The organism is Hydrogenophaga sp. L76, from assembly GCF_057654755.1.
Map to the genome: position 1 here is coordinate 2,398,223 of NZ_CM172807.1, position 22,974 is coordinate 2,421,196.

Below are 22,974 nucleotides of genomic sequence, written 5' to 3' on the forward strand. Positions count from 1 at the left end.
CGCCCACCCACAGCCTCTGGATCGATACCATGAACCGCTGCTTTTCTGCCCGCTTCCGCGCCGCCCGGCGCACCACCACGCTCGCGATCGGCCTGCTGGCCTTCGGCCTGACGCCCGCGGCCCTGGCCCAGAACCAACCGCGCACCTTTCCGGACAAGGCTCTGCGCGGCACGCTGGTCGTGGTGCAGCCCCCCGTGATCCAGCTGGACGGGAAAACCGCCCAGCTCTCGCCCGGCTCCCGCATCCGGGGCACCAACAACATGCTGTTGATGTCGGGCGGACTGGTGAACCAGAAACTGCTCGTCAACTACACCGTGGAGCCCAACGGCCTGGTGCACGACGTCTGGATCCTGACCGAGGCTGAAGCCGCCCTGAAACGGCCCACGGCCGCACAAGCCGCCGGCAACTGACGGCACCACGAGTCCGGTCCCAAGACCCCTCTGGCCGCGGCGACCGCCGCTGCTTTTCCTGCTACCCCATCCGGCGCGCGCCCTGCAGCGCGCACCTTCGTTTCCCCACGATCATGAGCAAAAAAGTCTTTATCAAAACCTTTGGCTGCCAGATGAACGAGTACGACTCGGACAAGATGGCCGACGTGATGAACGCCGCCGAAGGCTACGAGCCCACCACCAACGTGGAAGAGGCCGACCTGATCCTCTTCAACACCTGCTCGGTGCGCGAGAAGGCGCAGGAAAAGGTGTTTTCCGACCTCGGGCGCGTGCAGCACCTGAAGAAAAAGGGTGTGCTGATCGGCGTCGGCGGCTGCGTGGCCAGCCAGGAGGGCGCCGAAATCATCAAGCGCGCGCCCTATGTGGATGTGGTGTTCGGTCCGCAGACCCTGCACCGCCTGCCCGAACTGCTGGCCCGGCGCGAAAGACAAGCCCGCCCGCAGGTGGACATCAGCTTCCCCGAGATCGAGAAGTTCGACCACCTGCCGCCCGCGAGGGTCGACGGCGTTTCGGCCTTCGTGTCGATCATGGAAGGCTGCTCCAAATACTGCAGCTACTGCGTGGTGCCGTACACGCGCGGCGACGAGGTGAGCCGGCCGTTCGAGGACGTGCTGGTGGAGATCGCCGGCCTGGCCGACCAGGGCGTGCGCGAGGTCAACCTGTTGGGACAGAACGTCAACGCCTACCGCGGCAAGATGGGCGACACGGCCGAGATCGCCGACTTCGCGCTGCTGCTCGAATATGTGGCCGACATCCCGGGCATCGAGCGCATCCGCTACACCACCAGCCACCCCAACGAGTTCACGCCGCGCCTGATCGAGGCCTACGCGAAGATCCCGAAACTGGTGAACCACCTGCACCTGCCGGTGCAGCACGGCTCGGACCGCATCCTCATGGCCATGAAGCGCGGCTACACCGCAATGGAATACAAGAGCACGGTGCGCAAGCTGCGCGCGATCCGGCCCGATCTGGCCATGAGCAGCGACTTCATCGTCGGCTTCCCCGGCGAGACCGAAGAAGACTTCGGCAAGCTGATGAAGCTGATCGATGACATCGGCTTCGACATCAGCTTCAGCTTCATCTTCAGCCCGCGCCCGGGCACGCCCGCGGCCAACCTGCCCGACGACACGCCGCACAACGTGAAGCTCAAGCGCCTGCAACACCTGCAGGCCACCGTGGAAGCCAACGTGGCGCGCATCAGCGCCAGCCGGATGGACACAGTGCAGCGCATCCTGGTCGAAGGGCCGTCACGCAAATCGACCCCGCAGGCGCCCGAACTCATGGGCCGCACCGAATGCAACCGGGTGGTGAACTTCGACGCCGGCCCCAACGCCACCCGCCTGGTGGGCCAGATGATCGACGTGCGCATCACCGAGACCTTTGCGCATTCGCTGCGCGGTGAAGTGATGGTGCGCGAAACCGCATGAGCGCCGCGCCGGGCCGTTCCGAAGGTGCTCCCATGAGCGCTCCCTCGACCCGGGGCGCCCTGTGTTGAAGGCCACGCTGCGGTTTTCCTTTCCCCAGCTGCTGCTGGTGGCCTTCGTGCTCATCGGCGCGCTGCTGGGCGCGGCCGCCCTGCGAGCGCTGTTTTCGCTCGACGCGAGCATGGCGCAGAGCCGGGAAAGCACCGCCCAGGCGATTGCACTGAGCACCGCGGCCCAGTCGCTCAGCGAGCGCAGCCTGACCATGGAGCGCGCCGCGCGGCAGGCGCTGGTGCTGGGTGACCGCCAGCTGCGGCAACGTTTTGAAGAAGCGGCCGGCCACGCCCGCGACATCCTGCGCCGGCTCGAAAGCAACGAACTGCCGCCCGAGTTCTCGCGCCAGTGGCTGCAACAGCTGAGCGACGTCGAGGCGCTGCTGGACGGTACGCCGGAAACCGCGCTCGACCGCGAGCGCGCCGTGGCCCGCGCCTTCCGCGAGCTGGACGGCCACAGCGCGGCGATTGCCCAGCAGGTCCAGGCCATCATCGGCAACCGCAACGATGCGCTGCAGGACCGCGTCGAGAAAAGCCGCCGGCAGTTGACGCAACAGGTGCTGGGCTCCATCGCCCTGGCCGCCGTGATGGCGCTGGGGTTTGGCGTCTGGCTGGCCCGGCCGTTCCAGCGGCTGGAGAAAGCCATCGTGGGCCTGGGCGAGAACCGGCTCGACCTGCCGATCGACATCCCCGGCCCGCCCGATGTGCGCCGTGTCAGCCAGCAGCTGGAGTGGCTGCGTCTTCGACTCACCGAACTCGATGCCGACAAGGCCCGTTTCCTGCGCCATGTCTCGCACGAACTCAAGACGCCTCTGGCCTCGCTGCACGAGGGCGTGGCGGTGCTGGGCGACGGCGTGGCCGGGCCGCTCAACCCCAGCCAGGCCGAGGTGGTGAGCATCCTGCAGCACAACACCCAGTTGCTGCAACACCAGATCGAGGCGCTGCTGCGCTTCAACGCCGCGGCTTTTGAAGCCCGCCAGCTCCAGCGCGAACCCACCGACCTGCTGGCCCTGGTGGAAGAACAGATCGAAACCCAGCGCCTGCGCTGGCAGTCGCACCAGCTCAGCGTGCGCGCCGAAGGTCCGTCGATGGTGTTGCCGGTGGATCGCGAGAAGATGGCCTCGGCCATCGGCAACCTGCTGTCGAATGCGATCCGTTTTTCTCCCCATGGCGGACTGGTCCGCCTGGTGCTGCAGGACGACGCGGGCCGGGCCTGTCTCGACGTGATCGACCAGGGTCCCGGGGTGGCCGAGGCCGACCGCGACCGTGTTTTTGAACCTTTTTACCGGGGCGAACGCCAGCCCACGGACACGGTGAGGGGCACCGGCATCGGCCTGTCCATCGTGCACGAGTACATTGGAGCGCACGGCGGCCGGGTCCAGTTGCTGCCCGCGCGCCACGGCGCCCATTTCCGCATCGAATTGCCCCATGCCAGTTGATACCTTCCAGCGAGCGTTCCGCCGCGTCCACCTGAAGAACCGGTCCCGTCGCGTCGCCCTGTGCCTGAGCGCTGCCGTGTGCCTGAGCGCCTGCGCCACACCGGAGCCCGCTCCCGCACCACCGCCGGTACCCGCCATCGAACCATCCCCCACGACCGCCACCACGGCAGTGGCCACCCCACCGGCACCGATGCCCCCCGCGCTGGCCTCCGGGGATCGGGACAGCCCGCCGGCCGGGGACGCCCTCACACCGCCAGCCCTGGAGTCGGTGCTCGCCTACGCCGACCGTCTGCGGGGTCTGCCAGCGAACGGCCTGACACAGGAACAGGCTGCGCTCGGTGAACCCGGCAACCTGCCGGTGCGCCAGATCCAGCTCGCGCTGGTCCTGATGCACAGCCACCAGCCCGCCGACACGGCCCGCGCGCTGGGCCTGCTGCAGCGCGTCATGGCCCACCCGGCCCCGGACAGTGCGCCCCTCAAGCCGCTGGCCCGGCTGCTGGCAGCCCGCCTGCTCGATCAGCGTCGCCTGGAAGACAGCGTGGAGCGGCTGTCGCAGCAGCTGCGCGACAGCCAGCGCCGCATCGAGGTGCTGAGCGACCGGCTCGAAGCCATGCGCGCCATCGAACGCAGCCTGACACCGCGTGGTGCCGGGCGAGCACCGAAGCCATGAGCACGCCAGTCAGCCCACCGTCCCCGGCGCCTGGCGCGGCGCGCGCGCGCCTGCTGGTGGTGGACGACGATGCCGATATGCTGCGCCTGCTGTCGATGCGGCTCGGGGCGGCGGGCTACCAGGTCACGGCGGTCGGTTCGGCCGAAGCCGCGCTGAGCCAGCTCGACATCGAGCGCCCGCAGCTGGTGTTGTCGGACGTGCGCCTGCCCGGGCGCGATGGCCTGGCGCTGTTCGACGAGATCCGGGCCCGCCACCCCTCGCTGCCGGTGATCCTGCTCACCGCGCACGGCACCATCCCCGATGCGGTGGAGGCCACGGCGCGGGGTGTCTATGGCTACCTCACCAAACCCTACGAAGCCCGGGAACTGCTGGAAAAAATCGCCCAGGCCCTGGCCTTGGGCGCACCGGCCAGCCCGAGCCACCCTGCCGACGAACAATGGCGTGCCGAGATCGTCAGCCGCTCCAACCGCATGGCCGATCTGCTGGCCGAGGCCCGCATGGTCGCCCAGTCCGACGCCAGCGTGCTGCTGCGGGGCGACAGCGGCACCGGCAAGGAATTGCTCGCCCGCGCGATCCACCGGGCCAGCCCGCGCGCCAAGCGCCCGTTTATCGCCGTCAACTGCGGCGCCATTCCCGAGGCCCTGCTCGAATCCGAGCTGTTCGGCCACATGAAGGGCGCCTTCACCGACGCCGTGGCCAACCACAAGGGCCTGTTCCAGGCCGCCGACGGCGGCACCCTGTTGCTCGACGAGATCGGTGACATGCCGCCGGCCCTGCAGGTCAAGCTGCTGCGCGTGCTGCAGGAGCGCGCGGTGCGCCCGCTGGGGTCCAGCCAGTCGGTGCCGGTGGACGTGCGCATCATTTCGGCCACGCACCGCGACCTCGAAGCCGCCATGGCCATGGGCCAGTTCCGTGAAGACCTCTACTACCGGCTCAACGTCGTCACGCTGACCCTGCCCACCCTGGCCGAGCGGCGCGAAGACATCGCCCTGCTGGCCAACCACTTCCTGGCCAAACTGGCCGCCAAATACGGCAAGCGCAGCTCCGGCTTTGCGCCCGAGGCGCTCAAGGCGCTGACGATGTCCGCCTGGCCGGGCAATGTGCGCCAGCTCTACAACGTGGTCGAACAGGTCTGCGCCCTGTCCACCACGCCCCTGGTATCGCTGGCGCTGGTGCAGCGCGCCCTGCGCACGCCCTCGGCCGAGGTGCTCAGCTTCGCCGACGCGCGGCAGCGCTTCGAGCGCGAATACCTGGTCGGGCTGCTCAAAATGACCGACGGCAACGTGGCCGATGCGGCCCGGCTGGCCCAGCGCAACCGCACCGAGTTCTACCGCCTGCTGCAAAAACACGCGCTCACGCCGGGCCTGTTCAAGAGCGATGCCGGCGCCGGTGCGGGCACCGAGCCCAGCGACCCTGTCGCCGATGTGTGACAACCAGAAACCGTTGATCTGTCACGGTTTTTTTTCCAGCACCCGCCTGCCTGTCGCCGATCGACGACAAAAACCGGTATCCGGGACCTTCCCGAAAACGCCCAACCGGTCGATCACATCAAAATCGATTCATAACCAGTTGATTTAAAAGGTTTTTTCAGACCTGGCACAGGGTTTGCCCTTATCCAGGCATGCCCATTGATTTCAGACCGCTTCCAGCGCCCCGCATCCAGCGCAGCCGATCCCTGCTGATCGCGCTGCTCACCATGCTGGCCGCGGCTTCCGCGCAGGCACAGGGCTTTGACTGGAACACCCTCAGCCAGCTGGCCCGGACCCGCGCGCAGGCACCCTACAGCGCAAACAGCGACAAACTGCCTGCGGACCTCGCCGCCCTGGATTACGACCAGATGCGGTTCATCCGCTTCCGGGAAGACCAGTCCACCTGGCGCACGCAAAGCCTGCCTTTCGAAGCCCAGTACTTCCACCTCGGCCTGTACCAGACACAACCCGTTCGCATTCACGAAATCACACCTGAAGGCGTGAAGGATCTGCCTTTCCGGCGCGAACTGTTTGAATACGGGCGCAACGTGGTGGATCCCAGTCAGTGGGGCGACCTCGGCTTTGCCGGGTTCCGGCTGCTGCACCCACTGAACGAACCGGCCAAGAAAGACGAACTCGTCGCCTTTCTCGGTGCGAGCTACTTCCGGGCGCTCGGCGCCGGCCAGCAGTACGGCCTGTCGGCCCGTGGCCTCGCCATCGACACCGTGGGCGGCAGCGGCGAAGAGTTCCCGCGCTTCACCGAGTTCTGGCTGGAGCGCCCGGCGGCGGACGCGAAGCAGATCACGGTCTACGCCCTGCTGGAATCGCCGCGCAGCACCGGCGCCTACCGCTTCGTGCTGCGTCCGGGCGCCCAGACCACCGTGACCGTGCACGCCCGGGTTTACCTGCGCCCAGGCTCGGCGCCGGTGAACACGCTCGGCCTGGCCCCGCTGACCAGCATGTTCCTGTTTGGCGAGAACCAGCCCAGCGCCACCGACTTTCGTCCGGAAGTCCACGACTCGGACGGCCTGATGATGGTCACCGGGGACGGCGAGTGGCTGTGGCGCCCGCTGCAGAACCCGCGCCAGCTGGTGGTGAGTTCGTTCGCCATGCAACAGCCGCGCGGCTTCGGCCTGATGCAGCGCGACCGCAGCTTCGCCAGCTACGAAGACGTGGAAGCCCGCTACGAGCGCCGCCCCAGCGCCTGGATCCAGCCGCTGGGCGACTGGGGTGCCGGCCGCGTGGAACTGGTGCAGTTGCCCACGCCCGACGAAACACACGACAACATCGTCGCCTACTGGGTGCCCGCCACCCTGCCCACGCCCGGCGAACCCTTTGAGTACGCCTACGAGCTGGCCTGGCAGGGCGACACGCCACAGCGCCCCCCTTCCGCCTGGGTCACCCAGAGCCGCCGCGGCTACGGCTACACCAAGCTGAGCGTCAGCGAACAGGCGCGCCAGCCCCAGTACGTGCTCGACTTCACCGGTCCGGCGCTGGACAACCTGCCCGCAGACGCCCCGGTGCGCGCGGTGGTGAGCGCCGACGCCAACGGCCGGGTCCTCGAAGCCCTGGCCTACCCCAATCCGGCCACGCGCACCTGGCGCGTGACCCTGCGCGTGGAACGCATCGACCCGGCTCGCCCGGTCGAGCTGCGCGCCTTTCTCCAACACCAGAACGACACCCTGAGCGAAACATGGACACAACTACTCCTGCCCGAGTGAGCGCCCCCCTGAGCGGCCGCAGCCTGCTGCGTGAGGAACGCCACCCGAACGCGGTGACGGCCCCGCCGGTCAACCGCGGGTCCATGGCGCCACGCCCCTGGCGGGGCTTCTGGAACAGCATCGGCACCGCCGTGCTGGCCAGCGCCAGCCAGTGGTTGCCACCGCGCACGCCCAAGGTGCGCCCCAGCGAGCAACCAACACCACAGGCCTGGGAAATCGCGGCCAACCGGCGCCGCACGGTGTTCGTGTTGCTGACGCTGCTGAGCACGGCGCTGGCCGCCAGCCTGTACATCAGCGCCCAGCCGGAAGACGAAAACACCTGGCTGCAAACAGCCCAGCTGGTGCTGTTCGCCGTGTTGTCCGCCTGGGTCGTCACCGGCTTCGTGACCGCGCTCATGGGCTTCTGGGTGCTGCTGCGCGGCGACCGCCACACGCTCACCGCTGCCTCGGTGCGCGATCACGCGCTGAACCCCGACGCACGCACCGCCATCATCATGCCCATCTGCAACGAAGATGTGGCCACCGTGTTCGCCGGCCTGCGCGCCACCTGCGAATCGCTCATCGGCACCGGCCACGCCAGGCAATTCGACGTCTTCGTGCTGTCCGACAGTTACGACCCAGCCATCGCCGCCGCCGAGCGCAGCGCCTGGGAAGCCTTGCGCGCGGCCCTGGCCGAGCAGCCCGGCCATCCACCGATCGAGGTGTACTACCGCCTGCGCGAGCGCCGCACCCACCGCAAGGCGGGCAACGTGGCCGATTTCTGCCGCCGCTGGGGCAAGGACTACGACCACATGGTGGTGCTCGACGCCGACAGCGTCATGAGCGGCAGCTGCCTGGTGTCCATGGTCAAGCTGATGGACGCGAATCCGAGCGCCGGCATCATCCAGACCGCCACCCAGGCCATCGGTCACGCCACGCTGCACGCGCGCGCACAGCAGTTCGGTTCGCGCGTCACGGGCCGTCTGTTCACCTTGGGCATGCAGTTCTGGCAGCTGGGCGAGTCCCACTACTGGGGCCACAACGCCATCATCCGTGTCGAACCCTTCATGCAGCACTGCGCGCTGGCCCCGATCAAGGGCACGGGCGGCATGTCCGGCGGCATCATGTCGCACGATTTCGTTGAAGCGGCCCTGATGCGCCGCGCCGGCTACCACGTGTGGCTGGTGTCCGACCTCACCGGCAGCTACGAGCAGCAGCCGCCCGATCTGCTGAGCGAGCTGCAGCGCGACCGCCGCTGGTGCCAGGGCAACCTGCAGAACTCGCGCCTGATGGCCGAACCCGGCATCCACCGCGTGCACCGTTCCATGTTCGCCATCGGTGCCATGTCCTACCTGTCGGCCCCGATGTGGCTGGCCTTCCTGGCCTTCGGCACCGCCCTGTGTGTGGCCGACCCGAGCCAGCTGCCGGGCTGGTACGACACGTCCAGCGAACGCCTGGGTCTCTGGATCTGGACCCTGTGCCTGCTGTTCCTGCCCCGCGTGCTCGGCTTGCTGGCGGTGTTCCTCAAGGGCGAACAAAAAGGCTTCGGCGGCGCCGGCATCCTGCTGTCCAGCGCCTTGCTGGAGAGCGCCCTGGCCTTGCTTCAGGCGCCCATCCGCATGGTGGCGCACTCGCTGTTCGTGCTGGTCGCCGTCACCGGCATCCAGCTCGACTGGAAGTCCCCGCCCCGGGAAGCGGTCGGCGTGGCCTGGCGCGGCGCGTTCGCCCAGCTGGCTCCGATCGCAGCCGTCATCGGCGTGCTGGTGTTCGGTGTGGCCTCGTTGAACATCGAAGCCCTGGTCTGGATGCTGCCGGTGACCCTGCCGCTGCTCCTGGCGGTGCCGTTCACCGTGGCCACCGGTCACGTCGCGCTCGGGTCCTGGATGCGCGCCCGAGGCGCCTTGCTGATCCCGGAAGAGTCGTGGTCACCGGCCGTGCTGCGCCGGGCCTGGCGCCACGCCTCGCGCCTGTCGCTGCTCAAAGCCGCCTGATCGCGGGTGGCGAGCCGGGCGGCTTGCCCGGCCAGCGTTCAGGGCTTCGGTGATTGGAGATAACGCTCGTCGGACCAGGTCGCCAGCCATTGCGGCGCGAAGGCCACGAAGATGGCGCTGAACATGCCCGTCAGAAAGGCATCGCCCCAGGCCATGAGCCAGCGCGCCACCAGCGCCTGCTCGTGCGGGGCACCGCCAGCCCACTGCTGGGCGGCTTCCAGCAACACACCCGAAAGAAACACCGCCGCGGCGGTGCCGATAAAGCCCCGCCCCAGGGTGTAGACAAAAGGATTGGGCGGCAGCCAGCGGCGCAACAGCGCCCCGATACCCAGCGCCAGCGTGGCCGGCACCAGACCGATCCAGACCCATTGGGACAGCGCGGCAGCCGGATCCGAGTGGCCCAGCAGCCACACCGCCAGCACCACGCCCGAGAGCACCAGCACCGCCAGCGGCCAGCCCAGCATCAGAACCAGCAGGCAGGCGCCCGAGAGCTGCACCTGAAGGCCTTGCGGCATCTTCTGAGGCAACAGCCAGAGCCAGGGCAACAGGGCGAGCGCAGCCAGCGCGGGCGTGAGCAAGGGACCCGCCAGCATGCGCCAGGGGCGGAACCACAAAGCCATCACCATGCAGGCCAAGGCCAGCGCCATTTCGATACCAGTCAGCATGGGCAGGGAGTATGGGCCGCTGACCATTCCCCTCACTTGACTTCGGTCAACCCATGCCGGGCAGCTTGGGCATGCCCTTCATGCCACCCATGCGCTTCATCATCTTCATGAGGCCGCCGCCCTTCATCTTTTTCATCATGCCCTGCATCTGCTCGAATTCCTTGAGCAGCCGGTTGACCTCCTGCACGTGCACGCCGGCACCAGCAGCGATGCGGCGCTTGCGCGTGGCCTTGATGAGCTCGGGCCTGCTGCGCTCCCTGAGCGTCATGCTGCAGATGATGCCTTCCTTGCGTTTGATGTCTTTTTCCGCGCGGTCCATGTCCACCTGACCGGCCTTGGCGGTCATGGCGCTGGGCAACTTGTCCATCAGGCTGGAGAGCCCCCCCATCTGTTTCATCTGGCGGATCTGGTCGAGAAAGTCGTTGAGGTCAAAACCTTCACCGCTCTTGACCTTGGCGGCCAGCTTCTGCGCCGATGCCATGTCCACGCCGGCCGTGACCTGCTCAACCAGGGCCAGGATGTCGCCCATGCCCAGAATCCGGCCGGCGTGGCGCTCGGCGTCGAACACCTCCAGGCCATCGATCTTTTCGGACACACCGGCGAACTTGATCGGCACGCCGGTGACGCTGCGCACCGAGAGCGCCGCGCCGCCGCGCGAATCGCCGTCGAGCTTGGTGAGGATGATGCCGGTCAGCGGCAGCGCGTCCTTGAAGGCCTTGGCGGTGTTGATCGCGTCCTGGCCCTGCATGGCGTCCACCACGAACAGGGTCTCCACCGGGTTGAGCACCGCGTGCAGTTCCTGAATCTCGCGCATCAGCGCTTCGTCGATCGCCAGGCGGCCGGCGGTGTCGACCAGCAGCACATCGAAGTAGTGCCTGCGTGCGTAATCGATCGCGGCGCGGGCGATGTCCACCGGTTTCTGGTCGGGCGTGCTCGGAAACCACTCGGCGCCGGCCTGCGCGGTCACGGTCTTGAGCTGTTCGATGGCCGCCGGGCGGTACACGTCACCCGAGACCGTGAGCACCTTCTTCTTGCGCTTCTCGATCAGGTGTTTGGCCAGCTTGGCGGTGGTGGTCGTTTTACCGGCACCCTGCAGGCCGGCCATCAGGATCACCGCCGGCGGCTGGGCCGCGAGGTTGATGTCCGACACGCCTTCGCCCATGGTGGCGGCCAGTTCGCGGTTGACAATGCTCACCAGCGCCTGCCCCGGCGACAGCGAACCGATCACCTCCTGGCCCAGCGCCTTTTCTTTCACTCGGGCGATGAAGTCGCGCACCACCGGCAGCGCCACGTCGGCTTCCAGCAAGGCCATGCGCACCTCGCGCAACATGTCGGCGACGTTGTCTTCGGTGATGCGGGCCTGGCCGCGCATTTCCTTGACGATGCGTGAGAGGCGGTCTGAGAGGGCTGATGCCATGGTGTGCTCGGGTGTGCTGGTGGGCGCCGGGAAGGGTGGCGACGGGTCGGACGGGAGGCCCGCGCGTCCCGGATGGACTGGCCGGTACCCGGCGAACTCGTTCGGGGCAAGACCGTTAAACTGTGCAGATGATTTTAGCCGTGCCCTGTGGCGCCTGCTGAGTACCGCGCTGAACCAATGAACCTCCTGCCCGCCCTGTCGACGAACCCGCCCGCCGCCCTGCTGTCCGCGGTGGCGGCGCTGTCGTACGCCGTGCTGGCCTGGGCCCACCCGCGCCTGACGGCAGCGCAGACACGCGGCGTGCTGGCCATCGCCTGGCTGCTGCACCTGCTCGTGCTCGCCTCGGGCCTGCTCGAACACCCTCCCCGCTTTGGCTTCGCACCCGCGCTCTCGGTCACCGCCTGGCTGGTCCTGACGGTGTATCTGGTGGAGACACGGCTCTATCCCCAGATGCGCGCACGCTGGACGCTGGCCGTGCTGGGCACTGTGGCGGTGCTGCTGGCGCTGGTATTCCCCGGCTCGCCCTACCCGGCCCTGCGGTCGAGCTGGTTGCCGCTGCACTGGGCGCTGGGCATCGCCTCCTACGGGCTCATTGCCGTGGCCGTGGTGCACGCCTGGATGATGCAGCGGGCGGAAAGGTCCATGCGCCTGGGCGCCGCGGCCGACACCACCCTGCCACTGCTGACCCTGGAGCGGCTGACTTTCCGCTTCGTGGCGGCCGGTTTTGCGCTGCTGAGCGCCACGCTGCTGGCCGGCTGGTGGTTTTCGGGCTCGCTCGACCACGGCTGGGTCTGGGACCACAAGACGGCTTTCTCGGTGCTGGCCTGGCTGACCATGGGCGTCTTGATGGTCGGTCGCTGGCGGCTGGGCTGGCGGGGCCGCACCGCAGTGCGCACACTCTACGTCGGCGCAGGCTTTCTGCTGCTCGGGTATGCTGGCTCCCGCTTCGTTCTCGAAGTCGTTCTGCAGCGTGCCTAGGATGAAACACCCCCCGCGCCGCTTCGCGTCACCCCCCTCAAGGGGGGCGGCACTGGCCGTCCGGCAAAGCCGGCCCGGCGGTGCCTCTGGGTTGAACCAATTCATGCGATGCGGATGGCGCTTCGGCGCCGTGAAAAACTGACATGAAATTTCTGCTCGTACTGGCCGTGGTCCTGGTGGCGTTCTGGGTCTGGCGCAACAACCGCTCGCAGGACGCTGACCGTGCGCAAGCCCCTGCACCCCGAAAGCCCCTCCCGCCAGTGACCATGGTGGCCTGCCTGCAATGTGGCGCACACCTGCCTGAGAACGAGGCCATCAAAGGCCCCCGAGGCGCCTACTGCTGCGCCGAACACCGCGCGTCGCACGAGCGTCAGGGCAGCTGATACGGGCCTGTGCGCCAGGCAAGAACGAACATGGCCCAGGACCTTCACCCCAGTTTCGCGCCCTCCTGGTTCTCCCCCTATGAGGAGCACGGATCGCTGGGGCGCGAACAGCGGCGCCACGCTTTCGAGCGTTTGTGGCGCGCCTTCATGCGGGCCCGTGCCTTCATCGCCGCTGTCTTGCTGGCGCTGCAGGTCTTCGAGCTGCTCAACCACAGCGGTGGCCCGGACTGGCTGGTGCTGATCAGCGCGCTGCACCTCACCGCTGCGCTGGCCATGATGGTCTGGTGGCGTGTCGACAACCCCGGGAAAGCGGTCAGCCTGCAATGGCCACTGACCATTGGCGTCGACCTGCTGGTGTTCGGCCTGCTGCAGTTCTTCCAGCAAGGGGGCCTCAACTACACGCCCCTGTTTGCCTTGCCAGTCCTGCTGGCGGCGGTCATGGGTTCGATGACGCTGGCGCTCGCCACAGCCGCGAGCGTCACACTGTTCCTGCTCGGTGAAGCAGCCGCGAGTGCGCCGCTGCTCAGCGAGGTGTCCACCTCGCGCTTCCTGCAGTCGGGTCTGACGGGCACGGGCTTCTTCATCGTGGCCCTGCTGGCCAACCAGCTCGCCGTGAGACTCGCCCGGGAAGAGGTGCTGGCCCAGAGCAGCCAGGCCGCTGCCCGCACGCAGGCCCAGGTCAACGAACTGGTGATCGAGAGCCTGAGCGAAGGCGTGCTGGTGGTGGACCCGCACGGCGTGGTGCGCAACGCCAATCCGGCGGCCAAGGCCATGCTCATGGGCGAGCACTACCCCCATGCGGCCAAACTGCTGCTGTCGGCACGCCACGGGTGGGAAGGGCTGTCCCAGTTGGTGAACGAGAGCTTCGCGCTCGGGCACCCCATGGAGTCCGAGGTGCGCATCGACATCGACGAATTCACCTCGCACCGGTTTTTCGCCCGCACCCGGCTCACGCGCACCCCGGGCCAGACGCAGGCCGCGCTGTGCGTGCTGTTCCTGGAGGACCTGCGCGAAGTCGAGGCCCGCGTGCGCACCGAGAAGCTGGCCGCCATGGGTCGCATGTCGGCGGCCGTGGCGCACGAAATCCGCAACCCGCTGTCGGCCATCACCCAGGCCAACGCGCTGCTCGACGAAGAGGTGAACGAACCCGGGCAGAAGCGGCTCACGCGCATGATCGAGCAGAACGCCCAGCGGCTCGCGCGCATCGTGGACGACATCCTCAACGTGGCGCGCGCCCAACCGCTTCAGGACGGGGCTTACGCGTCGGCTCTGCCACTGGATCCGACCGTGCGCCAGATCACGCACGAATGGAACCGCCAGAACCAGATTCAGGGCATCCTGGGCGTGCACCTGCACGCGCCGCAAGCCCATGTGAGCTTCGATCCCGAGCACCTGCGGCGCCTGCTGATCAACCTGCTGGACAACGCCCTGCGCCATGCCAGCGGTCAGCGCTCTTCCATCCGCGTCATCACGCAGCCCGGCGGCACAGACCGCGTGCGCCTGTCGGTCTGGAGCGATGGCGCACCGCTGGAGGCCAGCGTGTTGCGCCACCTGTTCGAGCCCTTCTTTTCTTCGGAGAGCCGCTCCAGCGGCCTGGGCCTGTACATCTGCCGGGAACTGTGCGAGCGCTACGGGGCGCAGATCGCCTACCAGCGCAGCCGGCTCGACCAGCGCGAAGGCAACGAATTCTTTGTGCTCCTGCCCAGCGCGACAGCGAGCGGGCAGCCCGCACAACAAAGCCCAGCCTACCCCGTGGCTGACTCGGTGCCCGGCATGACCCGCCCCGGCGTCTCCCAGGCGGACCCGCCGTCCCTGTCCACGCGGTGACCCTTCCCCCTGCCGATAGATGACCACACCCACACCCACGTCCATCCTGGTCGTCGACGACGAGCCGGACCTGCGCACCCTCTACGAACTGACGTTGCTGCGCGAAGGTCATGAAGTGGTGTCCGCCCCCGACCTCACCCAGGCCCGGGAGTGGCTGGCGCAACGCCACTTTGACGTGCTGATCACCGACATGCGACTGCCCGACGGTCTGGGCCTGGAGTTGCTGCGTGAACTCAACACCGGTCTGCGCACTGAAAAGAGCATCGTCATCACCGCCTACGGCTCGGCCGAGAACGCAGTCGAAGCGCTCAAATCCGGCGCTTTCGACTACCTCACCAAACCAGTGGACCTCAAGCAGCTGCGTGCCGCGGTGACGGCCGCTCTGCAGAGCCAGCGGTACCCGTCCGCGATGCGGCCGCCCTCGGGCGAACCCATGCCGCGCAGCGCCCCGCCGCCGCCCGCCGGCGTGCAGGCCCTCGAACGCATCGTCGGCGCCTCGGGCTGCATGGTGCAGATCCGCAACCGCATTGAAAAAGTGGCGACCAGCATGGCGCCCGTGCTGATCCTGGGCGAATCGGGCACCGGCAAGGAACTGGTGGCGCGCGCGGTGCACGAATGCAGCCACCGGGCCACCGGCCCCTTCGTCGCAGTCAACTGCGGCGCGATTCCCGAAAACCTGATCGAGGCCGAGTTTTTCGGTGCCCGCAAGGGCGCCTTCACCGGCGCCACCCACGACCGCGAAGGTTACTTCCAGGCGGCCAAGGGCGGCACCCTGTTCCTCGACGAAATCGGCGACCTGCCGCTCCAGATGCAGGCCAAGCTGCTGCGCGTGATCCAGGAGCGGCGCGTGCGCCCACTCGGCGGCGTGCAGGAAGAAGCGGTGGACGTGCGCCTGGTCAGCGCCACCCACCGCGATCTGGCCGCTCTCGTCAAGAGCGGTGAGTTCCGGCAAGACCTGTTTTACCGTCTGAACGTGATCGGTCTGCGCACACCCGCCCTGCGCGAGCGGCGCGAGGACCTGTCCGAGCTGGCCCACGCCTTGTTGAAACGCATCTGCAGCGAGTCGGGCCAGCCGGTACCCGCGTTGTCCAGCACGGCGATGGCGTGGCTGCAGACCTGCGAGTTGCCGGGCAATGTGCGTGAACTGGAAAACCTGCTGCAACGTGCGTTGGCACTCAGCAGCGGTGCGGTGTTGCAGGCAGAAGATTTCGGCGATACGAGCGACATGGCGTTGCGCCCGGAGAGCCCGACAACAGTCGAAGCGTTCGCAGCATCGACACCAGTTTCGGCACCGACCGCAGGCATTCCGGCCGATCTGCAGACCTACCTGGACGAGCAGGAGCGCCAGGTTCTGCTCAAGGCGCTGAAGGAAACCGATTTCAACCGCACAGCCGCCGCGGCACGTCTGGGTCTGAACCTGCGCCAGATGCGCTACCGCATCCAGCGGCTCGGCATCACCACCCCCGCAGACGGTGACGATGAAACCTGAAGCCGGCGATCTGTCCGTGTCGCCCACCGTCTGGAATGGCGGCTGGCTGGGTGCCGCCCGCCGCTGCGCATCGCCCAATTTCGGCCCGCGTCCCGAAGGCGCACGGATCGACCTGATCGTCATCCACTCCATCAGCCTGCCGCCCGGCGTCTACGGGGGCCCGGAAGTGGAACAACTCTTCACCAACCAGCTCGACTGGGACACCCATCCCTACTTCCAGCAGATCCGTGGCATGGAAGTCTCGGCGCATTTTTTCATCCGCCGCGATGGCGAACTCGTGCAGTTTGTCGACGCCGATGCACGCGCCTGGCACGCCGGAACGTCCTGCTGGCGTGGCCGCGGCAACTGCAACGACGACTCCATCGGGATCGAGCTGGAGGGTCAGGAAGGCGAACCCTTCACCAGTGCGCAATACGACTGCCTGACCCGCTTGTGCGCCAGCCTCGGCGGGCGTTACCCGATCGCCCACGTGGCGGGCCACGAGCACATTGCCCCCGGCCGCAAGCAGGACCCAGGCAGCGGTTTCGACTGGACACGGTTACAACAAGATCTGGGTTGGGCCGATGCGTGTTTTCCCCAAGACACGCGTCCGTCTACCCGCATGACCCCCTGAGGTCCCAAGTTTCCCAAACGCTGGTGGTTTGCACAGCGCAACATGGGCGCCGCTTTCAACGACAAAACTCCCGGCAGCCCGCATCCCTGCTGCAGAAAAAATCCGACAGCAAGGCTCATTGAGCCGTCACCAGACGTTCGCTGACGTTGCAGCGGTTCGGGAGACCCCAGGCATTTTTGTCTGACGAAAGGGGTCCACCGCGTCGGTCGCAGTTTTTTCACAAACACTACCGGTAGTGGCTTGAACACCCACCACACACCAGATATAGTGTGCTCTGCGCGTTGCGGTCGCCCGATCAACTGGCTCTTGACCCTCTTGATTTTTCTGCTCAAACCCGATCAAGCCAACGGATTTGTCGCGGAACCGGCCTCCCCACCACGCTGCCATCCGACACCGCGCGCCTTGGCCGCCGCCACAAAACAAACGAAAGAGGAACCATGCTGACTGCCCAATCCCCCACATCCGCCACCGCGTCCGCGATGCCTTCCGCTGGTGCCACCAGCGCTGCCATGCCCGACAGCGCCAGCTCGGTTTTTGCCCAGTACCAGATCATCCGCCGCAACGGCGCGGTCGTGCCTTTTGAGCCAAGCAAGATCGCGGTGGCGCTGATGAAAGCCTTCCTGGCCGTGCACGGCACCCAGGGCGCGGCCTCGGCCAGCGTGCGCGAAACGGTGGACGCCCTGACGCAGAACGTGGTGCGCGCGCTGATGCGCTCGCGCCCCGCCGGCGGCACCTTCCATATTGAGGACGTGCAGGACCAGGTCGAACTCGGCCTGATGCGCAGCGGTCACCACGAAGTGGCGCGCGCCTACGTGCTGTACCGCGAACGCCGCACGCAGGAACGAGCCCATCAGGCAGAAGCGCAGAAGCCCGCCGAAGCCCTGCTGCACGTGATGGACGGCGGCCAGCGCGTGCCGCTGGACCTGAACCGCCTGCAGCACCTGATCGAAGACGCCTGCAAAGGCCTGGGCAAAGACGTCAAGGCCGACCCGATCGTCGCCGAGACCAAGCGCAACCTGTACGACGGCGTGCCGATCGAAGAGGTCTACAAGGCCTCCATCCTGGCCGCGCGCACCCTGATCGAAAAAGACCCGGACTACACCTACGCCACCGCGCGCCTGCTGCTTCACACCATCGTCAAGGAGGTGATCGGTGAAGAAGTGCCCTCCACCGAGATGGGCGCGCGCTACGCCGACTACTTCCCGCAGTTCATCAAGAAGGGTGTGCAGAACGAGCTGCTCGATGAGAAGCTGCAGCAGTTCGACCTCGCCCGTCTGGGCGCGGCGCTCAAGCCCGAGCGCGACCTGCAGTTCGACTACCTTGGCCTGCAGACCCTGTACGACCGCTACTTCCTGCACGTGCGCAAGTCCCGCATCGAGCTGCCGCAGGCTTTCTTCATGCGCGTGGCCATGGGCCTGGCGCTCAACGAGATCGACCGCGAAGCGCGCGCCATCGAGTTCTACGAGGTCCTGTCCTCGTTCGATTTCATGTCGTCCACGCCCACGCTGTTCAACAGCGGCACCCGCCGCTCGCAACTCTCCAGCTGCTACCTGACCACCGTGCCCGACGACCTCGACGGCATCTACGAGTCGATCAAGGAAAACGCGCTGCTGTCCAAGTTCGCTGGCGGCCTGGGCAACGACTGGACGCGCGTGCGGGCCATGGGCGCACACATCAAGGGCACCAACGGCGAATCGCAAGGCGTGGTGCCTTTCCTCAAGGTGGTCAACGACACCGCCGTGGCGGTGAACCAGGGCGGCAAGCGCAAAGGCGCGGTCTGCACCTACCTGGAAACCTGGCACCTGGACATCGAAGAATTCCTGGAACTGCGCAAGAACACCGGCGACGACCGCCGCCGCACCCACGACATGAACACGGCGAACTGGATTCCCGACCTGTTCATGAAGCGCGTGATGGAAAAAGGCGAGTGGAGCCTGTTCTCGCCCAACGACGTGCCCGACCTGCACGACCTGTTCGGCGCCGATTTCGAAAAGGCCTACGTCGCCTATGAAGAGAAGGCCGCCCGCGGCGAGATCAAGCCCTACCGCAAGCTGCCCGCCACCGACATGTGGCGCAAGATGCTGTCGATGCTGTTCGAGACCGGCCACCCCTGGATCACCTTCAAGGACGCCTGCAATGTGCGCAGCCCGCAGCAACATGCCGGCGTGGTGCACAGCTCCAACCTCTGCACCGAGATCACACTCAACACCAGCGACACCGAAACTGCGGTCTGCAACCTCGGATCGATCAACCTGCTCATGCACCTGAAAGATGGTGGGGTTGATCATCAGAAGCTGCAGAAGACGATCAAGACCGCGATGCGCATGCTCGACAACGTGATCGACATCAACTACTACGCCGTCAAGAAAGCACGCGACTCCAACATGCGCCACCGCCCGGTCGGTCTCGGCATCATGGGCTTCCAGGACGCGCTGTACGAACTGCGCATCCCCTATGCCTCCAACGACGCGGTCGAGTTTGCCGACCGCTCGATGGAAGCGGTCTGCTACCACGCCTACTGGGCCTCCACCGAACTCGCCAGGGAGCGCGGCCGATACGCCAGCTACAAGGGTTCGTTGTGGGACCAGGGCATCCTGCCGCCCGACACACTGGACCTGCTGGCGCACGAGCGAGGTGGTTATGTGGACGTGGACCGCAGCAGCAGCCTGGACTGGGATGCGCTGCGCCAGAAGATCGCCACCGACGGCATGCGCAACTCCAACTGCGTGGCGATCGCGCCGACCGCGACCATCTCCAACATCATCGGCGTGGACGCGTCCATCGAGCCCTGCTTCGGCAACCTCTCGGTCAAGTCCAACCTGTCGGGCGAGTTCACCGTCATCAACGGCTACCTGGTGAAAGACCTGAAGCGGCTGGGCCTGTGGGACGACGTGATGGTCATGGACCTCAAACACTTCGACGGTTCGCTGCGCTCCATCGACCGCGTGCCGCAAGAAGTGAAAGCGCTGTACGCCACCGCTTTCGAAGTGGAACCGCTGTGGCTGGTGGAAGCCGCGGCGCGGCGCCAGAAGTGGATCGACCAGGCGCAGAGCCTGAACATCTACATGGCCGGCGCCTCGGGCAAGAAGCTCGACGACACCTACAAGCTCGCGTGGCTGCGCGGCCTCAAGACCACCTACTACCTGCGCACAACCTCTGCCACGCAGGCTGAAAAATCAACGGGGCGCACCGGTCAGCTCAACGCCGTAGCGATACACGGCAACGATGCTTCGATGGTCGCACCCGTTGCGACTTCGATGTCGGCAGAGCCCGCCACCGACATCAAGTTTTGTGCGATCGACGACCCCGGTTGTGAAGCCTGCCAGTGAGCGCTGCCGGTGATGCGTGTGTGTGCTGTGGTGTTGAAGGTCGCGCATTCGATGCGACACCGCAACACAAAACATTCACCACGCGCATGAGTCCTTTGCATTTCATGCCGACACTTCGATAATCCGTTGAATTGGACACCACTATGTTGACCTGGGACGATCAAGTTACTCCCTCCTCGAAGCCCGCATCGATTCCCCTGCCACCTCACATGCCGGGTGTGCAAGCGTCACTGTCCTCTGCGGCAAATTCGGCCCCCGCTTTCGCTGCACCCAAAGCAGCCACGCCGAGCACACACCGCGTCAACGCAGCCGACAAGCGCATCATCAACGGCAAGACCGACGTCAACCAGTTGGTCCCGTTCAAGTACAAGTGGGCCTGGGAAAAATACCTCGCCACCTGCGCCAACCACTGGATGCCGCAGGAAGTGAACATGAGCCGAGACATCGCGCTCTGGAAAGATCCCAACGGGCTGACCGACGACGAACGCCGCATCGTCAAGCGCAACCTCGGCTTCTTCACCACCGCCGACTCACTCGCTGCCAACAACATCGTGCTCGGCACCTACCGCCACATCACGGCGCCCGAGTGCCGCCAGTTCCTGCTGCGCCAGGCCTTCGAGGAAGCGATCCACACGCACGCCTATCAGTACATCGTGGAGTCGCTGGGCCTGGACGAGTCCGAGATCTTCAACGCCTACAACGAAGTGCAGTCGATCCGCGACAAGGATGAGTTCCTGATCCCCTTCATCGAAGCGATCATGGACCCGGCCTTCGCCACCGGCACACCCGAGAACGATCAGACCCTGCTCAAGAGCCTGATCGTGTTTGCCTGTCTCATGGAAGGCCTGTTCTTCTACGTCGGGTTCACGCAGATTCTCGCGCTGGGTCGCCAGAACAAGATGACCGGCGCCGCCGAGCAGTACCAGTACATCCTGCGCGACGAGTCCATGCATTGCAACTTCGGCATCGATCTGATCAACGCGATCAAGATGGAGAACCCGATGCTGTGGACAGCCGAGTTCAAGGCCGAGATCAAGGCGCTCTTCATGCAGGCGGTCGAACTGGAGTACCGCTACGCCGAAGACACCATGCCGCGCGGCGTGCTCGGCATGAACGCCTCCATGTTCAAAGGCTATCTGCGCTACATCGCCAACCGTCGCGCCACGCAGATTGGCCTGGAGCCCATGTTTCCGAACGAAGAAAATCCGTTCCCCTGGATGAGCGAAATGATCGATCTCAAAAAGGAACGCAATTTCTTTGAAACCCGCGTGATCGAATACCAGTCTGGTGGAGCGCTTTCCTGGGACTGACACCGTCACCACCCGGGGCCGCAACCATCCATCACATGTTTTTTGAACATTCAGAACCCTGCTTCCTGCGCCTTAGCGTTGGGGTCAGGGTTTTGTCACAGGATTCAACGCTTTGGGGTCATCCGTGGATGCATCCGCACGACCCCAGGGCCTTGAATCACTTCTTCGGCACAACGACCGACTGAAGTGCTCTTTGCAACTTGATCAAGGAGAAAACAATGGCAACTGCGAAAAAGGCCCCGGCCAAAAAGGCCGCTCCGGCAACGAAAGCCGCTCCAGCTAAAAAGGCCGCTCCGGCCAAGAAAGCTGCACCGGCCAAAAAAGCCGTCGTGAAAAAGGCAGCCCCAGCGAAGAAGGCCGCCCCGGCCAAGAAAGCTGCACCGGCCAAAAAAGCCGTCGTGAAAAAGGCAGCCCCAGCGAAGAAGGCCGCTCCGGCCAAGAAAGCTGCACCGGCCAAAAAAGCCGTCGTGAAAAAGGCAGCCCCAGCGAAGAAGGCCGCCCCGGCCAAGAAAGCTGCACCGGCCAAAAAAGCCGTCGTGAAAAAGGCAGCCCCAGCGAAGAAGGCCGCTCCGGCCAAGAAAGCTGCACCGGCCAAAAAAGCCGTCGTGAAAAAGGCAGCCCCAGCGAAGAAGGCCGCTCCGGCCAAGAAAGCTGCACCGGCCAAAAAAGCCGTCGTGAAAAAGGCAGCCCCCGCAAAAAAAGCTGAGCCGGCCAAGAAGCCGGCAGCCCCTGCGGCACCTGCAGCTCAAACCAAGCTGAACCCTCAGGCTGCCTGGCCGTTCCCGACGTCCAGCAAACCCTGAAGTCATCCCTGCGATGACTTGTCGAGCCCGGCGCGAAAGCGCCGGGCTTTTTCATCTCTGGTTCGTGGCGATCAGTCCGCCAGCGCGTAGTTCTGTCCGCCACGGCTGGCGATCTTGGCCGCACCGATGCGGTTGCCCAGTTCGACACAGCGTTGCAGCGGCCAGCCTTGTGCCAGACCGTGCAGCAAGGCCGCCCTGAAGGCATCACCGCACCCCGTGGGGTCCAGCACCTCGGCCGCTTTCACACCGGGCACCAGGGTCCTGCCACCCTGCTCCCAGACCTCACACCCGTGCTCACCCAGGGTGACGATCAGCCCCTGGACCCGGGCCGCAATGGCCTCAAAGCTCAGACCGGTGCGGTCGCTGAGCATCTTGCCCTCGTAATCATTCACGGTGACCCAGGTCGCGAGCTCGATGAACTGCGTCAGCTCTTCGCCGTTGAACATGGGCAGACCCTGCCCCGGATCGAACACGAACGGGATACCCGCGGCGTGCAGTTGCTGCGCGTGCTGCAACATGGCATCGCGGCCATCGGGCGAGATGATGGCCAGACGGATGCCAGCGTCGGCTGGCACCGCGTTCGCATGGGCCTCGGACATCGCGCCCGGGTGAAAGGCCGTGATCTGGTTGTTGTCACGGTCGGTCATGATCATGGCCTGGGCGGTGTAGTTGTCCGAGGTCGTGCCGATGCAGCGGATGTCCACCCCCAGCCCCTGCAGGCGATCCAGGTAGTCCTGTGCGTCGTTGCCCACCATGGCCAGTGGCACGGCCGGCGAGCCCAGCTGGCGCAGACCGTAGGCGATGTTGCCGGCACAGCCGCCGTATTCGCGGCGCAGGCCCGGCACCAGAAAAGACACGTTGAGGATGTGCAGCTGGCTGGGCAATATCTGCTCGGCGAAGCGGCCCTCAAACGTCATGATGGTGTCGAAAGCGAGCGAGCCGCAGATGAGGATGGACATGGATGGAGT

Annotated in this window: 18 protein-coding genes; 15 read left to right on the top strand and 3 right to left on the bottom strand. The window is 66.1% G+C overall.

The window, feature by feature from the left end; translation table 11 throughout:
- Nucleotides 1-29 precede the first annotated feature (29 nt).
- The 7 genes from AC23D4_RS11500 to mdoH all read left to right on the top strand — a co-directional run bounded on the left by AC23D4_RS11500 (nt 30) and on the right by mdoH (nt 9,192).
- Nucleotides 30-410 (top strand): hypothetical protein, encoded by a 381-nt coding sequence (locus AC23D4_RS11500; protein WP_472887685.1) that lies wholly within the window; start codon nt 30-32, stop codon nt 408-410.
- 113 nt (nt 411-523) lie between these two features.
- Nucleotides 524-1,876 carry a tRNA (N6-isopentenyl adenosine(37)-C2)-methylthiotransferase MiaB gene (gene miaB, locus AC23D4_RS11505; protein WP_472887686.1) on the top strand — a complete coding sequence of 451 codons (1,353 nt, stop codon included), beginning with the start codon at nt 524-526 and terminating at the stop codon, nt 1,874-1,876.
- A 64-nt stretch (nt 1,877-1,940) separates the two neighbouring features.
- A complete protein-coding gene (locus AC23D4_RS11510; protein ID WP_487623609.1) occupies nt 1,941-3,362 on the top strand; it encodes a sensor histidine kinase in 1,422 nt (473 codons plus the stop codon).
- Nucleotides 3,352-4,032: a hypothetical protein gene (locus tag AC23D4_RS11515; RefSeq protein ID WP_472887688.1), complete on the top strand. Its 681-nt coding sequence runs from the start codon at nt 3,352-3,354 to the stop codon at nt 4,030-4,032. Before AC23D4_RS11510 ends, AC23D4_RS11515 begins: the two co-directional genes overlap by 11 nt.
- Nucleotides 4,029-5,462, top strand: coding sequence for a sigma 54-interacting transcriptional regulator (locus tag AC23D4_RS11520; protein WP_472887689.1), 1,434 nt, complete (start codon nt 4,029-4,031; stop codon nt 5,460-5,462). Before AC23D4_RS11515 ends, AC23D4_RS11520 begins: the two co-directional genes overlap by 4 nt.
- A 191-nt stretch (nt 5,463-5,653) precedes the next feature.
- Nucleotides 5,654-7,222: a glucan biosynthesis protein G gene (locus AC23D4_RS11525; RefSeq protein ID WP_472887690.1), complete on the top strand. Its 1,569-nt coding sequence runs from the start codon at nt 5,654-5,656 to the stop codon at nt 7,220-7,222.
- Nucleotides 7,195-9,192 (top strand): glucans biosynthesis glucosyltransferase MdoH, encoded by a 1,998-nt coding sequence (gene mdoH / locus AC23D4_RS11530; protein ID WP_472887691.1) that lies wholly within the window; start codon nt 7,195-7,197, stop codon nt 9,190-9,192. The genes AC23D4_RS11525 and mdoH overlap by 28 nt, the downstream gene beginning before the upstream one ends.
- 38 nt (nt 9,193-9,230) lie before the next feature.
- On the opposite strand, the gene AC23D4_RS11535 is transcribed toward mdoH, so the two are convergent.
- Complete coding sequence (locus tag AC23D4_RS11535; RefSeq protein WP_472887692.1) at nt 9,231-9,857, bottom strand: hypothetical protein; 627 nt, start codon at nt 9,855-9,857, stop codon at nt 9,231-9,233.
- Between the two features lie 46 nt (nt 9,858-9,903).
- Nucleotides 9,904-11,274 carry a signal recognition particle protein gene (gene ffh / locus AC23D4_RS11540; protein ID WP_472887693.1) on the bottom strand — a complete coding sequence of 457 codons (1,371 nt, stop codon included), beginning with the start codon at nt 11,272-11,274 and terminating at the stop codon, nt 9,904-9,906.
- A gap of 177 nt (nt 11,275-11,451) precedes the next feature.
- Between ffh and AC23D4_RS11545 the strand changes: the two genes are divergently transcribed.
- The 8 genes from AC23D4_RS11545 to AC23D4_RS11580 all read left to right on the top strand — a co-directional run bounded on the left by AC23D4_RS11545 (nt 11,452) and on the right by AC23D4_RS11580 (nt 22,006).
- Nucleotides 11,452-12,252: a cytochrome C assembly family protein gene (locus tag AC23D4_RS11545; RefSeq protein ID WP_472887694.1), complete on the top strand. Its 801-nt coding sequence runs from the start codon at nt 11,452-11,454 to the stop codon at nt 12,250-12,252.
- Between the two features lie 143 nt (nt 12,253-12,395).
- Nucleotides 12,396-12,635, top strand: a complete 240-nt coding sequence (locus AC23D4_RS11550; protein ID WP_472887695.1) for a PP0621 family protein — start codon at nt 12,396-12,398, stop codon at nt 12,633-12,635.
- A gap of 30 nt (nt 12,636-12,665) precedes the next feature.
- On the top strand, nt 12,666-14,462 hold the full coding sequence (locus AC23D4_RS11555) for a sensor histidine kinase (RefSeq protein WP_472887696.1): 1,797 nt from the start codon (nt 12,666-12,668) through the stop codon (nt 14,460-14,462).
- A 19-nt stretch (nt 14,463-14,481) separates the two neighbouring features.
- A complete protein-coding gene (locus AC23D4_RS11560) occupies nt 14,482-15,951 on the top strand; it encodes a sigma-54-dependent transcriptional regulator (RefSeq protein ID WP_472887697.1) in 1,470 nt (489 codons plus the stop codon).
- Nucleotides 15,941-16,564, top strand: a complete 624-nt coding sequence (ampD, locus tag AC23D4_RS11565) for a 1,6-anhydro-N-acetylmuramyl-L-alanine amidase AmpD (protein WP_472887698.1) — start codon at nt 15,941-15,943, stop codon at nt 16,562-16,564. Before AC23D4_RS11560 ends, ampD begins: the two co-directional genes overlap by 11 nt.
- A gap of 437 nt (nt 16,565-17,001) precedes the next feature.
- Nucleotides 17,002-19,893, top strand: coding sequence for a ribonucleoside-diphosphate reductase subunit alpha (locus tag AC23D4_RS11570; protein WP_472887699.1), 2,892 nt, complete (start codon nt 17,002-17,004; stop codon nt 19,891-19,893).
- A gap of 143 nt (nt 19,894-20,036) precedes the next feature.
- Nucleotides 20,037-21,203, top strand: coding sequence for a ribonucleotide-diphosphate reductase subunit beta (locus AC23D4_RS11575; protein WP_472887700.1), 1,167 nt, complete (start codon nt 20,037-20,039; stop codon nt 21,201-21,203).
- Between the two features lie 218 nt (nt 21,204-21,421).
- A complete protein-coding gene (locus AC23D4_RS11580) occupies nt 21,422-22,006 on the top strand; it encodes a histone (protein WP_487623740.1) in 585 nt (194 codons plus the stop codon).
- Nucleotides 22,007-22,077: 71 nt separating this feature from the next.
- On the opposite strand, the gene AC23D4_RS11585 is transcribed toward AC23D4_RS11580, so the two are convergent.
- Nucleotides 22,078-22,965, bottom strand: a complete 888-nt coding sequence (locus AC23D4_RS11585) for a carbohydrate kinase family protein (RefSeq protein WP_472887701.1) — start codon at nt 22,963-22,965, stop codon at nt 22,078-22,080.
- Nucleotides 22,966-22,974: the final 9 nt, after the last annotated feature.